Origin of the sequence: Geminisphaera colitermitum TAV2 (assembly GCF_000171235.2) — a bacterium.
In the GTDB taxonomy this organism is placed as follows: domain Bacteria; phylum Verrucomicrobiota; class Verrucomicrobiia; order Opitutales; family Opitutaceae; genus Geminisphaera; species Geminisphaera colitermitum.
The window spans coordinates 137,946-151,436 of record NZ_ABEA03000094.1; the positions used below are offsets into that span (position 1 = coordinate 137,946).

Sequence of the window (13,491 nt, forward strand, 5' to 3'; positions counted from 1 at the left end):
GGTTTTGAATCCACCAAGGCACACGTGTCGCGGACTTGCGGCAATAAAAACATGAGCACCACCCGACCCCCTGCCACTTCTGCCGCCACCACGCCGTCCGTCCCTGTCCACGCCCAGCGCCTCGACGAGTTGTTCGATGTCGTTGACGAAAACGACCGCGTGCTCCGTCAAGAGACGCGCGCCGAGGTGCACCGCCAGAAACTCCTGCACCGATCCATCCACGTGCTGGTATTTGATCGCGCGTGCCGGGTATTTTTGCAGAAACGCTCCCTGGCCAAGGACACCGCGCCCGGCTGCTGGGCGTCATCATGCTCCGGCCACGTCGATGCGGGCGAGGACTACGATCAGGCGGTCGTGCGCGAACTTGCCGAGGAGATTGGCATCACCGTCACCGCCCCCCCCCCCCGCTGGCATCGCGCCGGTCCCTGCCGCGAAACCGGCTGGGAGTTCGTGTGGGTTTACCGACTGGAGCACGAGGGCCCTTTTGTGCTGCATCCCGCCGAGATCGACGACGGCCGCTGGTTCACGCGCGAGGAACTCGCCGCCGAAATCGCCGAACGCCCGCGTTCCTTCGCCCTGTCGTTCCTCTACCTCTGGCAGCGGCTGGAAACGGAGCTTGGACGGTAATGATGGGTGAAAGCTGTAAAGGCGGCGGACAAAAACAAAAACCGCGCTTGGCGAGCATCAGCCAAAGGTCGAGGGCGTCACGCCGTTTTGCTGGCGGAATTTTCGGGCGAAGTATCCTGCGTCCTCAAAGCCCGCCGCCGCCGCCACTTCGGCAACGGTGAATTTGCGCGTCCTCAGCAAGGTCTTCGCATACTCCAGCCGCCGCGCCGTCCGGTACTCCACCGGCGTCACGCCAAACGTGAGCCGGAACAACCGGCACAAGTGCGGATAACTGAAACCCAGCGACGCCAGCCGTGCCTGGATGCTGCCTTCGGTTTTGGTCGCCGCGCGCCGCCCGCGTCCGCCGCGCCGGAGCTGTTCCACCATCCCGGCAAACGGCGGCATCTCGTCGCAGTCGAGCAGGTCTTTGACGGAATGTGCGAGTTGGCGCGCGCGGTCCTCGCGGGTCCGTTCGCGGCCGCGTCTGGCGTCTTTGCGAACGTTGTCACTGCTGCTGTCCTGACGCGGCCAGGTCAGGTGCGTGAGCAATTCGATCAAGGTGCCCCGGCATGTCGCTTGCGTCAGGGGCTCGCCGGTCTGCCAGCGGTGAAACAGCGTTTCCAGCAAACCCGGTATCACGCCCTCCGTCTGCCAACTCCCGCGAAACACGGATGGCGGCACGAAGGCCGGCGTGGTCACGATGCGCGACGCCACCGGCTTGCGTGGATAAAAACAGTAGTAGGGGCGCAGCACCTTGCGCCTCGTCGGCACCCAGTCGAAATGCACGCACCAGCGATATACGCCGCCTTCGCCGGCGGTCGTCACGTGTAGTGTTTCTGGCGGTACGATCAAAAAATCACCTGCCGTCAATTCGTGTTCCCGTTCACCCACCCGGATCGTGCAACGTCCCTCGGTGATGACCACCAACTCGTGATCGTAGAGTACGCGTGCCGGTTCGATGTCCTCCGCCTTCCAGCGACCACGCCAGACGAGGTTGATTTGCGGGGAAATTTGCGTGATCCAAGACGGCATTGTCGGAGATGGATAATCTTATTTTTGTCCTAATCAAAGCAGTTTTCTCCCTCTGGCCTGCAAGGTGGATGTGTCCGATGCTGGACGGCGTATGAACTCCAAAGCGATTGTTTTTGTCCGACCTGAAACCGTGGAGCTGGGCGAGGTGCCATTGCCCGCGCCCACCTCTTCCGACCTCCTTGTGGAGACGCTTGTCAGTGGCGTGTCCGTGGGCACCGAACGCTGGGCTTGGCTCGGCAAACGGGCCGAGATCCGTTTTCCCAACGTGCCCGGCTACATGGCTGTGGGCCGCGTGCTTGAAACGGGAGCCGATGCCGCTGCGCGCGGATACAAGAACGGCGACCTTGTGTATTATTTTGCCAGCAAACTCGCGGGCGAGTTCGAGGGCGCGAGTTGGATGTCGAGCCATCTTTCGCACGCCGTCGTCGATGTGTGCAACGGCGTGGAATTCAACCGCGACGCCCTCGATGTGCATCGTTGTGAACGCGTCCCCGCCGGGGCCGATCCACGCGCCGTTGTCCTCGCCGGACTCGGTGCCGTGGCCATGCGTGGCATCGAGATGGCCGTCATACCCGCGGGCGCGAAAGTCCTTGTGGCCGGGCTCGGCGTTATCGGCCAGTTCGCCGCGCAAATTTGCCGTCTCAAAGGCGCGGAAGTCGCCGTGACCGACCGCGTGGTTTCGCGCCTCAAGATCGCCGCCGACAACGGCGCCGACTGGGTTATCGACGCAACTTCCGAGGATCTTGCCGCCCGCTCGCGTGAAATCGCCCCGCTTGGCTACGACATCATCATCGACACCACGAGTTCCGCCGCCGTCGTCAATTCGCTGTTTCCGCTTCTGCGCATGCGCGGCAAATTCGTTTTCCAAGGCTGGTATCCCCCCCCCACTCCGCTCGACCTCAATGCGCTGCATCAGCGCCTGCCCACGTGCTTCTCGCCCTGCGCGCATTCGGGCACGGCGGTGAAAGCCGTCATGCAATGGATCGCCGACGGACACATCAAAACGGGCAACTTCATCACCCACGACGCCCGTCCCGCGCAGGCTCCCGAAATTTACAAAATGATCGGCGCCGGTTCCGAAAACTTCCTCGGCGTGCTCTTCGACTGGCGCTGATCTCCCCCCCCCCCTCCATCACTTAAAAATTAACCACAGAGGCACGGAGTCACAGAGACCAATCACACAAAGAATCTCATTCTCCGTGGATTGATTCTCCGTGCCTCCGTGTCTCTGTGGTTAAAATAAAAATCCAGTAAATCCCATGAAGGCCCTCATTGTTCCCACGCCCGGCAAACTCGAACTGCGCGATATTCCCGCGCCTCGTCCCGGTCCCTACGACGCTCTTGTCCGCATCCTCGGTTGTGGTGTGTGCGCCACCACCGACCGCGAACTCATCAAAGGACGCCAGCCTTATCACAAAGACTACCCTGCCGTGCTCGGCCACGAAGCCATCGGCGAGGTGATCGAAACCGGCGCGAAAGTCCGCACCTTCAAACGCGGTGATCTCGTTACGCGCCCTGCTTCGATCATGCCCGGCACTTCGCGCGACGGACTCGCCAGCGCCTGGGGTGGACACGCCGAACTCGGCATCGTGCGCGACCGCCTTGCAATGGCCGCCGATGGTGACGCGTCATTGCTTAATGACTACACCGCCTTGCGCCAGCAAGTCGTGCCTGCAGGCACTGCTCTGCCGCACGCCGTGCTCGCCATCTCGCTGGCCGAGACGGCGAGCTGGTTTCGTTACATTCCCTCCGTCGCGGGCAAGACCGTGTGCGTTTCCGGCACCGGCATTGCCGGACTCGGCATCGTGCTCTGGAGCCTGTTCGGAGGCGCGGCGCGCATCATCGTCCTCGGACGCCGCGACGAACGCCTGCAGCTCGCCCGCGACATCGGCGCGACCTGTGGTATCAATGTAAAAACTACACCGAATCCCGCCGCCCGCCTGCGTGAACTCAACGGCGGACGCGGTGCCGACTTTTTCTTTGATGCCGTCGGCGAGCCCGGTCAGGTGCAGACAGGTTTGTCGATGGTTGGCGACGGCGGCGTGATTGCCATTTATGGAGTCCCCGAGGGGCAGGCCTATGCCGCGCTCGATTTCTCTGTCGGACCCGGCCACGTCACTATCATGCGTCCTCCCGCGGAAGAGCATCTGGCGTATGCCTGGGTGTGCGACTTGTTGAAGCGCGGATTGATCCCGGCGGACAAACTCATGACGCACAACTGGCCTCTCGCCGACTACGCCCAAGCCTACGGTGACGGCACGGATGTCGTGAAAGGCTGGATACGGATCGGATGATCTTTAGAGCGTTTTCAAGAGATCTGCAGCCATCACCTATCTGGTAGGGAGGCCTCTCCGAGGCCTCCGCCGTGCGTAGTGTGAGAATGCGAAGCGCATAGGTAGATGGAGCGTGGTTTCGGAGGCCTCGGACGGAGCGCAGCAGCGCGGAGATGGCATCGCCGAAGGCGATGGCCCGAAGGGCTGCCCTCGGCAGAGGGCACAAAGGCCTCCCTACCGTTAAGACGATGGCTGCAACTGCGTTTTCCACGGAGCAGTGACGACCTTGTAGCCGTCGGGCGTCTTGCGGAAGTAGATGTTGTCGCATTCAAAGTATTCGATATCCTGATACCACACGCTTGTCGCATCCAGCGGCAGCGTGCGCGTGATCGCCCCCATCGGGGCCTCGGACCAGATCAGGCCATCCTTCGTCTTGCGGAAAAACTGACCGTCCTTGAACAGATATTCCACATCGCCCACCCACACCGATTGCGCGCCCTCCGCCATCTTCACCACCGGGGCCGGCGTTGCAGGCTGGGAAACCACGACTTGCGTCGCGGGGGCTGGATTCACCACCACCGGCGCGGGCGCGGCAACGACCATGTAACCATTGCTTACCTGCTGATAGTAGATGTCGTCGTATCGGTAATAAAACGTGTTGCCGACATACACCCGCGCATAACGCGGCGGCAACACCGGCACCACACAGCCGTAGGGCGGACGCACCACACGGTAGCTCTGCGCCCACGGTTGGTAAAACACGCCGCGATTGTAGTAGTATTTGTCCTTGCCGTAAGCGACCTGCACGAACCCGCCCGGCGTCCCCACGCCCACACTGATGTTGAAACTGGAACCGCTCGATTTGCCGCCATTATGATGCGGCGGACCATTGCGAGGCTGGGCAACCAGTCCCGTCGCGCCGAGGGCGACGACGAGAAAACATCCAAGGAGCGAACGGAGAGAACGTGTGGCTTTCATGGTGTGTGCTGTAATGGAGTTTGATTCGATTTTGCATCCGAACCGGTTCGGTCGGATTGAACCATTGACGCCTCACATCCCCGGCAGGTTTCGATCCCACCTTTTCACTGCCCTTTTGCAGTCGCCAACCCGCGTGCAGTCATGCGTAAGCTCGTTGCTTTATTTTTCCGCACCAACTGCATCCGCGACACTTTCCTCACGTCATGATCAAAAACGGCCTCATCAACGCTTGGGAAACTCCCGAGCTTACCTCCCTCAACAAACTCGCCCCCCGCGCGACCTTCCACGCCTGCGCCACGACAAAACAAGCTCTCGCGCTCCTCGAACCCCAAAACGCCGCCGCGCCCAAACACCCTCGCCGCCTCACGCTTGACGGCACCTGGCAACTCCGCATCGAACCCACCCCCGCCGACGCCCAGCGCTTCATCGACGACCACACCACCCGCGCCACCGGCTCCGCAACAGCATCCGCCGACGCCGCCGGCTGGACACCCATCACCGTCCCCGGCAGCCTCGAATGCCAGGGCCACGGCAAACCCCACTATTCCAACATCGTGATGCCCTTCCGCGATGAGCCCCCGCACGTCCCGCAGCAGAACCCCACCGCCATCTTCCGCAAAACCTTTGCCACCCCCGCAGCCTGGAAAAACCAGCGCATCGTCGCCCACTTCGGCGGCGCGGACAGCGTCCTCGCCGTTTACGTGAACGGCACCGCCATCGGCCTCAGCAAAGACGCCCGCCTTCCCGCGGAGTTCGACATCACCCCCGCCCTCCACCCCGCCGGCGACAAACGTGAAAACGAACTCCTCGCCGTCGTCATCAAATGGTCCGACGCCTCCTTCATCGAAGACCAAGACATGTGGTGGCTCTCCGGTCTCCACCGCGAAGTGTTCCTTTACGCCACCCCGCGCACCCACCTCGCCGACATCCACGCAATACCGACCCTCCACGAGGACAACCGCAGCGCCACCCTCCAGCTCGACGCCCGCCTCGCATACACCGACGGCCTCCACGAAGACGCCACCGTCACCCTCCAGCTCCTCGACCCTGCCGGCAAACCTGTATTCAAGAAACCACTTCAACAGCCCGTCGTTTCCAAACGCGGTGCCTGGAACCTCACCCGTTACATTGCCCGTTTTCAGGCCGACATCCCCCCCGCCAGACTCCGCCCCTGGTCGCATGAAACCCCCGCGCTCTACACCGCTCTCATCAGCGTAAAATCCCCGCACGGCGAAGAGCACGCCGCCATCCGCATCGGTTTCCGACGCGTTGAAATCTCCGGCCGCGACCTCCTCATCAACGGCCGCCGCGTCCTCATCAAAGGCGTCAACCGCCACGACCACCACCCCGACTTCGGCAAGGCCGTCCCCTACGAAACCCTCCTCCGCGACGTCACGCTGATGAAGCAATTCAACTTCAACGCCGTCCGCACCTCGCACTACCCCAACGACCCACGCTGGCTCGACCTCTGCGACCGCTTCGGCCTCTACGTCATCGACGAAGCCAACATCGAATCGCACGACTTCCACAACGAACTCTGCCACGACCCCCGCTACGCCACTCCCTGGCTCGACCGCCCCATGCGCATGGTCATCCGCGACCAAAACCACCCCGCCATCATCGCCTGGTCCCTTGGCAACGAATCCGGCCACGGAGCCAACCATGACGCCGCCGCCGGCTGGATTCGCGCCTACGACCCCACACGCCTCGTCCATTACGAAGGCGGCATCTCCGGCCAGTCCCGCTCCTCCTGGCAGCACGGCTCCGCCGTCACCGACCTCATCTGCCCCATGTATGCCAGCATCGCCGAAATCGAAGCCTGGAGCGACCTCTGCACGAAACACTACAACCCTTCAAAACACTCCGCCCCCTGGATCGACGACGCCACCGCCGCCGCCCTCGAAAAACAACGCGCCACCTACCGCAAAGAATGCCTCCCCGGCATCGTCCCGCACACACCCATCCACCCCCTCCAGCGCCCGCTCATCCTCTGCGAATACTCGCACGCCATGGGCAACTCCAACGGCTCCCTCTCCGACTACTTCCACACCTTCAAGACCAAACCCGGCGTCCAAGGCGGCTTTATCTGGGAATGGCTTGACCACGGTATCCGAAAAAAAACTACCGACGGACGCGAATGGTTCGCCTACGGCGGCGATTTCGGCGACACCCCCAACGACGCCAACTTCGTGTGCGACGGGCTCGTCTCCGCCGACCGTCACCCGCATCCCGCCATGTGGGAGCACAAGCACCTCGCGCAGCCCGTTGCCATCGAACTCGTTTCCATCAACGCCCGCCGCGGCCTTGCGCGCATCCGCATTCGCAACGATCAGGATTTCACGACCCTCGGCTGGCTCAACGGCTCCTGGGAACTCCTCCTCAACGGAGAACTCGCCAGACAACAAAAACTCCCCGCCCTCAACCTCGCCCCCGGCGAGTCGAGGGAGATTTCCCTTTCCATCGGTAATGTCCCTGCGGATACCGAGGCGCACATCAACGTCTGGTTCGCCACCGGCAAGGACACCCTTTATGCGAAGAAGGGCCACGAAATCGCCTGGCAGCAACTCGCCCTCACTGAAGTGACGCGGGCGTCTCGCCCGCTTCATGCCCCCCAGCCCGCGTCCACCGCCGACGCCGTGATCGTCGAAGAGACCACCGGCGGCTTGCTCCTTATTGCCGGCAACACCGCCGCGCAATTTGACCGTGCCACCAGCACCCTCTCCTCGCTCCGCATCCGTGGCGTCGAAGTCCTCGCCCGCGCCCCCCTCGTCGAAATCAACCGCGCCGCCACCGACAACGACGGCCTCAAACTCTGGACCGGTCAGGACAACAAAGCCCTCGGACGCTGGCGCAAACTCGGCCTCATTGAAAAACCCATCCAACACCGTCCCGCTGCGAAAAACGCCTTCAAGCACACCCTCAACGCCGACGGCACTGTCACCGTGACGCTCACCCACAACGCCAGCGGACGCGACCGTTGGACCGATTGCACGCACACGCACCGCTACACGCTCCTGCCCGACGGCACGCTCATCGTTGACAACGACATCGTTTTCTCCGGCGCCGACATGACCGACCTTCCTCGCGCCGGCGTCCGCCTCGACCTCGTCCCCGGCTACGAACAACTCGCCTACTTCGGACGCGGTCCTTGGGAAAACTACAACGACCGCCACGCCTCCACGCTGGTTGGTGTGTATGAAAACACCGTCACTGGCGAATACGTTGATTACGTGATGCCGCAGGAACACGGCCACCACACCGACATCCGCTGGCTCGAACTCGCTCCTGCCGCCCCCCCCCCCCCCCCCTCTGGGCGCGCGGGCAAACGCAACGCGACCGCGAAACAACTCCCCGCGCTTCGTTTCGATGCCGCGCCGTTTTTCGAGTTCAACGCCACGCATTACACGGCGGAGGATCTTTACACCGCGAAGCACGCGCATGAACTCACTCCTCGCGCCGAGACGATCCTCTACATCGACGCCGCCCACCGTGGCCTCGGCACGCAAAGCTGCGGCCCCGACACCCTCACCCGCTACAAACTCAACGCCAACCGCTACACCTTCCGCTACGTGCTGAGCGCCAGCGCGGGGGCATGACGCCACGGCGCAACGCCATCAGCACTGCTGTTGCCTCTCAGCGTTGCGCCCGTTGCGCCGTGGCGGGAACCCCGTCGTGCCATAGGAAGTGGCGCGGGCGTCGCAAGCGACGCCCCTACAGCGGGCGAGACGCCCGCGCCACTTTTGATGCCGACCCAACGACGCTTCGTGTCGTCTGCCGGCAAGATGCCGGCGGTCCCAGACGCTGACGCGCCAGAGTTGCCCCCCCCCCCCCCCCCCCCCCACACACACACACTTCTCCTCTCCGCTTAAATGAAACTGCTCTAATGTTGGGAACCTGTTGATTTCCTGCTTTGGCGCGACGCAGGCTTTGTTCTATTCAATCGCGCATGACACCAGACAACCCAAGACCCCGGACGGCCAGTCGTGAAGAAGTGAATACAGTGTTGCAATGCAAACCGTCCCGGAAAACGCCCCTGTTCCTGCCCGCCATTTACGAGCACAAGGCATGGTTCGTTCAAAGCACCCCGTCGGCGGTCTCGCGCGACAGCAACCTGCTCACCCGCGCACTCCTCGCCGAATACGAAACACTCGCGCCCGACGCGCTTACCGTGGGCATCGACGTTTACAACATCGAGGCCGAGGCCGCCGGTTGCACCGTGACCTATTACGAAGGAGGCGACACCTCCGTCCCAAGCATCAGCCGTCACATCCTTGGCGAAGGAACGGCGGGAGCCACAGGCGCGGCGGGCACGGAACCGGATTTTTTCAAAAACGCCCCCGTACCCAATCCGCTGAAAGACGGCCGCATGCCGGTCAACATTGCCGCGGCGCGCAACGTGCGGCGCGCCCTCGGCGACGACCTGTGGCTGCGCGGCGCGGTTTCCGGCCCCTTCTCGCTGGCCATCTCGCTCGCCGGTGCCGACACGGTGTTCATGGCGTGCCTCGAAGAACCCGAATGGGTGCACGCTGTATTGGATTATTCAGGACGCATCATCCGCGAATACGCCAAGGCCTACATTGATGCCGGCGCCGGGCTGGTCATTTTCGATTCGCAGGCCTCGCCCGATCTGATTGCGCCCGCCATGTTCGAACAATTCGTGCTTCCGGAAATCCGCAAACTCGTGGACTGGGCCGCCTCGCAGGGCGTGCGCGACGTGCCGCTGGTCATCGGTGGCAACACCACGCCCATCGCCGAACTGCTTGCGCAGACCGGCGCGAACAATCTGCTGAGTGATTTCACCACCGAAGTCGTCCCGTGGCTTGACGTTTGCCGCAGATACAAACGAGCCCTGCGCCGCAACATTTCTCCGCGTCTGATCGAGACGCAAACGCCTGATTGCATTCACGCGCAGGCGGTGCAAGAGGCGTGGTTTCACAAGGAGTTTCCCGGTTTTATCGTGGGAACAGGCGTCATCCCCTACGGCACTCCCTCTGAAAACATCCTCGCCATAAAACAAGCCTGTCTGGACGCAGGATTGTCATAGATTTTCCGATACCAGCTTGAGAAACAGGAAACAAGTAAATCAGCATTGGTGATGACGTCTTCTGAATTTTCCGATTCCTGTCTCCCGATTCCATGCGTCCAACTGCGCCCGTGGCGCGACGCCGATCTTGAGCCGTTGGCTGCGATGAATGCAGATGCGGAAGTGATGCGGTATTTTTTGAAGCCACTCACCCACGACGAGAGCGTTGTATTTATGGATAAATTACGCGCTGGCATCGCGCGGTGCGGCTGGGGACTTTGGGCGGTGGATGTGGACGGCGAGTTTGCCGGTTTTACCGGGCTCGCGGAGCCGGCCTGGGAGACGTATTTCACGCCGTGCGTCGAAATTGGCTGGCGGTTTCGCCGGGAATTTTGGGGGCGCGGCATTGCCTTCGCTGCTGCCTCGCAGGCGGTGACGTATGCGCGCGACACGCTGCGTCTGCCGGAGCTGGTTTCCTTCACGACCGAAACCAACTGGCGTTCGCGCCGGTTGATGGAACGGCTGGGTTTCACGCGCAACCCGCATGATGATTTCCTGCATCCCGCCGTGCCGGAAAACCACCCTCTGCGCCCGCATGTGCTGTATCGCAAAGGATGGGCCGCCCCCGTCATGGACAACGGTTAACGGGATGCCCGCCTGCGGCAGTGCCAGGCGATCACGGTCAGAACTACACCGCCAGCAATGTGTTAGAGCAATCCATTCCTGTTCGGTAGGGGAGGCATCTCTACGGTTAGAGCAATTTCATTTAAGCTGTAGCCATTTGATACCTGGTAGGGAGGCCTCTCCGAGGCCTCCGCCGTGCGTGGTGTGAGGATGCGAAATTCATAGGTAGATGGAGCGTGGTTTCGGAGGCCTCGGACGGAGCGCAGCAGCGCGGAGATGGCATCGCCGAAGGCGATGGCCCGAAGGGCTGCCCTCGACAGAGGGCACAAAGGCCTCCCTACCGTTAAGACAACGGCTACAGGTTGTGGGTGGAAGAGGTGAAGCATTTGAGGGCAACCGTTCGGACGCTATCAGGCGTTTACCGGACTATTCAGGGCAGGAGGAAGTCGCTACTATCTGTCCTCATTTTTCAGATTACATGCACTGTGCCTTACACATGATTCCCTTCGCCTTCGCAATAGCTATGTTGCGTAAGGGCTTCTTGTGCAATAGGGTTGAGTTAGATTCCTCCCTCCCCCCCTTGGGAGAGGAACCTATCCATTTGGTTTATCAATGGATGGAGCGTCTATCTTTCTCAGCTTATCACCCTACAGTTCCCATGCCACTGCCTCCGGCGCGCCCGACACCGCTGACACCGATTATACCGGTGCCATGGGTCGTGCCAGAAATAATGATACATGGCATAAAATAATAAATGGTATGCCAAGTTTATTACAATCGATGATTTTTTCTAGTTAATATGAAAAACAAACAACAAAAAATAGGTCTCGTGTTACGAGGCCTTCTAGCGCTCGGAACAGGTCTGCTTTCGGGCATTGATGCACAGGCATTTGCCAGCCGCCAGTGGATCGGCCAAAATAATGCTTCTTGGTCAGAGCCCACTAACTGGCTCGACAACAGTTCTGAGCCGCAGCCCGGCGTGCCCAACGGCGAAGAATTGTTCATAAGAATTGATAACGGCACAACCGCCATCGTAGAGAATGGCTCCGAAGTTGCGGATTTATCTGCAACTATACTTTGTGTTTACAGCGACGTGTTGTACCCCTACTCCACGAGCGGACTGATCCTCAATGATCGTCTCACCATTATGGGAGGAATGATAGGTAGCAATGGTGACATTGGAGAGGATTACCTCCCGGGTGTTGGACATGGCCGTCTCACTATCAATAACACAGTGCTTGGATATTTGGTATTTGGCGCCGGCATCGGTGAGGACGGAATCGTGGCGCTCAACAATGGTGGTATCCTCGCCGCCACACTTCCTCCGCTTCAAGGTGGGGAAGCCTCGGGGGTAATTGCGTTAAGAGAGTATGCGGGTACGGTTGCGTTCGGCAACGAGGCCATCAAGCTTCTGTTTGAAGCTGAAGTCATATCGCCGATAGGAAGCGACGAGCTGCCCGATCTCGGCAATCGTGGTCTAAGCCAGCTTGCGGTCAGTGGTGCTTCCACAATCGAGGCTAGCGCGGTCTATTTTTCCGGCAACTCACAGCTATTTCTCGGCATGACGACAGGGGTGGGGGGAGGGTTCGCCCCGGGTTCGACTCTCGCCATCAACACTGCCTCAGCCTTGGACAGGGAGGAGGGCAACGTTTACTTTTATGATGGGGCAACTATCGCCTTCTTCGATGCAGGCAGTAATATCGTTCTTGGCGAAGGCATGACGCTTGATCTGACCAACGTGACAGAGGCAGCTTGGGAATCGGACGAGTATACCGGGCTGCCAGCAACGGGGCTGAACTTGGCCTTGGTGGATTTCGAGAGCGGTCAGGCATATGAGCTGATCCGTGCGGCGAATATCGTTTTAGGCGATGACTATAGTGTCGATAATATCAACGACCTGTTCACGATCCTTTTAACGACGTTCGATGAAGATGGGTCTCTGGTTCTGGAGGACTCTGGCAGGTTCGCCTATGCATATGTCCAAGGCAACTCCATCTGGGTGCAGGTGATCGACGGCGACGTCACGCCTGCGACACTGGGCGAGCCGGTGGTCAGCGGTAACACGATCACGATTGATGTACACGGTGGTGCTGGGAACTACTATGCCCTTTACAGCTCCAGCAACTTGCTTGGTGCTGCTGATAGCTGGACTTTTGTGTCTGACACTGCCGGTCAAATTGAGGAAGACGGCACGGCGACGCTGACCTTTGAGAAGGGTGCGGCCACGGCGGAGTTTTACCGTTTGGTGACGAGCGCCGATGAGCTGGACGGCACGACGATCAACGATGACGCCAGGTATTCGACGAACGTGGCGGGCCGCTACACCGTGAGCGTACCCGCGAGAGCAACGCGCCTGATTTCAATCCAAGTGCAGAAAGCCCAGGCGACAAGTTTGGTAGGGACGCTGTTCAGCGGCGCACCCAATGGAACCGTCGTGTGGATTCACGATCGCGATGGCGTTGCCGGAGCCAGCAGCAGCAAATCGCTGAGTGGGTGGGGCAATCCCAATCTTGAGCTACCGTTTGGCACCATAGCGACAGTCAAAGCCGCCGCAAGTGCTGTGAATATCAACATCACTGGGGTGATCACAGCAGGACAAGTGACCCATTCATTGACTGCTGGTGGAAGCAATTATTTTGCCTCTTGGGCCCCCATTTCCGGGCTGCCGGATTCGTTGGGTATTTCCAAGGCCACCAACGACAGGGTTAACTATATGAACAAGACAGACGCAAGCTGGAGCCAATCTTCCTACTCGCTCGGTTCATGGAAGCCAGCCATCCAAGCAGTATCGGTAGGCGAGGCCATCAATTATACTCCGACTACGGCCAGAGAGTTCACCGAAAGATTAAGTCTGTCCACCACAGACGGGTTCGAGGTGATTTACACTGTGCAATAAATATAATAATTTTGCTGATCTATTTTCAGCAAACCCGAAGAACGAACTGTAATCTATAA

Annotated in this window: 10 protein-coding genes; 8 read left to right on the forward strand and 2 right to left on the reverse strand. The window is 60.4% G+C overall.

All coding sequences use genetic code 11. The features are described 5' to 3' along the window. Positions 1-51: 51 nt before the first annotated feature. Positions 52-627, forward strand: coding sequence for an NUDIX hydrolase (locus OBACDRAFT_RS10685; protein WP_043585498.1), 576 nt, complete (start codon positions 52-54; stop codon positions 625-627). Between the two features lie 57 nt (positions 628-684). Here OBACDRAFT_RS10685 and OBACDRAFT_RS10690 read toward each other — a convergent pair whose 3' ends face one another. Then, a complete protein-coding gene (locus OBACDRAFT_RS10690) occupies positions 685-1,638 on the reverse strand; it encodes a helix-turn-helix domain-containing protein (protein WP_043585418.1) in 954 nt (317 codons plus the stop codon). A gap of 91 nt (positions 1,639-1,729) precedes the next feature. Between OBACDRAFT_RS10690 and OBACDRAFT_RS10695 the strand changes: the two genes are divergently transcribed. After that, positions 1,730-2,752, forward strand: coding sequence for a zinc-dependent alcohol dehydrogenase (locus OBACDRAFT_RS10695; protein WP_043585419.1), 1,023 nt, complete (start codon positions 1,730-1,732; stop codon positions 2,750-2,752). Positions 2,753-2,897: 145 nt separating this feature from the next. Further along, on the forward strand, positions 2,898-3,932 hold the full coding sequence (locus OBACDRAFT_RS10700) for a zinc-dependent alcohol dehydrogenase (protein WP_043585420.1): 1,035 nt from the start codon (positions 2,898-2,900) through the stop codon (positions 3,930-3,932). A 219-nt stretch (positions 3,933-4,151) separates the two neighbouring features. Here OBACDRAFT_RS10700 and OBACDRAFT_RS25270 read toward each other — a convergent pair whose 3' ends face one another. After that, complete coding sequence (locus OBACDRAFT_RS25270) at positions 4,152-4,889, reverse strand: DUF6515 family protein (protein ID WP_052361677.1); 738 nt, start codon at positions 4,887-4,889, stop codon at positions 4,152-4,154. 203 nt (positions 4,890-5,092) lie between these two features. Between OBACDRAFT_RS25270 and OBACDRAFT_RS10710 the strand changes: the two genes are divergently transcribed. The 5 genes from OBACDRAFT_RS10710 (at position 5,093) to OBACDRAFT_RS10725 (ending at position 13,432) form a co-directional block, all read left to right on the forward strand. After that, positions 5,093-8,485: a glycoside hydrolase family 2 TIM barrel-domain containing protein gene (locus tag OBACDRAFT_RS10710; protein WP_043585422.1), complete on the forward strand. Its 3,393-nt coding sequence runs from the start codon at positions 5,093-5,095 to the stop codon at positions 8,483-8,485. A gap of 147 nt (positions 8,486-8,632) precedes the next feature. Next, positions 8,633-8,758, forward strand: coding sequence for a hypothetical protein (locus OBACDRAFT_RS30690; RefSeq protein ID WP_269799065.1), 126 nt, complete (start codon positions 8,633-8,635; stop codon positions 8,756-8,758). 77 nt (positions 8,759-8,835) lie between these two features. Then, the gene (locus OBACDRAFT_RS10715) at positions 8,836-9,933 is read left to right on the forward strand and encodes a uroporphyrinogen decarboxylase family protein (RefSeq protein ID WP_081721957.1); all 1,098 of its coding nucleotides are present in this window, start codon (positions 8,836-8,838) and stop codon (positions 9,931-9,933) included. 51 nt (positions 9,934-9,984) lie between these two features. Then, positions 9,985-10,557 (forward strand): GNAT family N-acetyltransferase, encoded by a 573-nt coding sequence (locus tag OBACDRAFT_RS10720; RefSeq protein WP_043585425.1) that lies wholly within the window; start codon positions 9,985-9,987, stop codon positions 10,555-10,557. Positions 10,558-11,335: 778 nt separating this feature from the next. Beyond that, positions 11,336-13,432, forward strand: a complete 2,097-nt coding sequence (locus OBACDRAFT_RS10725) for a hypothetical protein (RefSeq protein ID WP_043585426.1) — start codon at positions 11,336-11,338, stop codon at positions 13,430-13,432. Positions 13,433-13,491 lie beyond the last annotated feature (59 nt).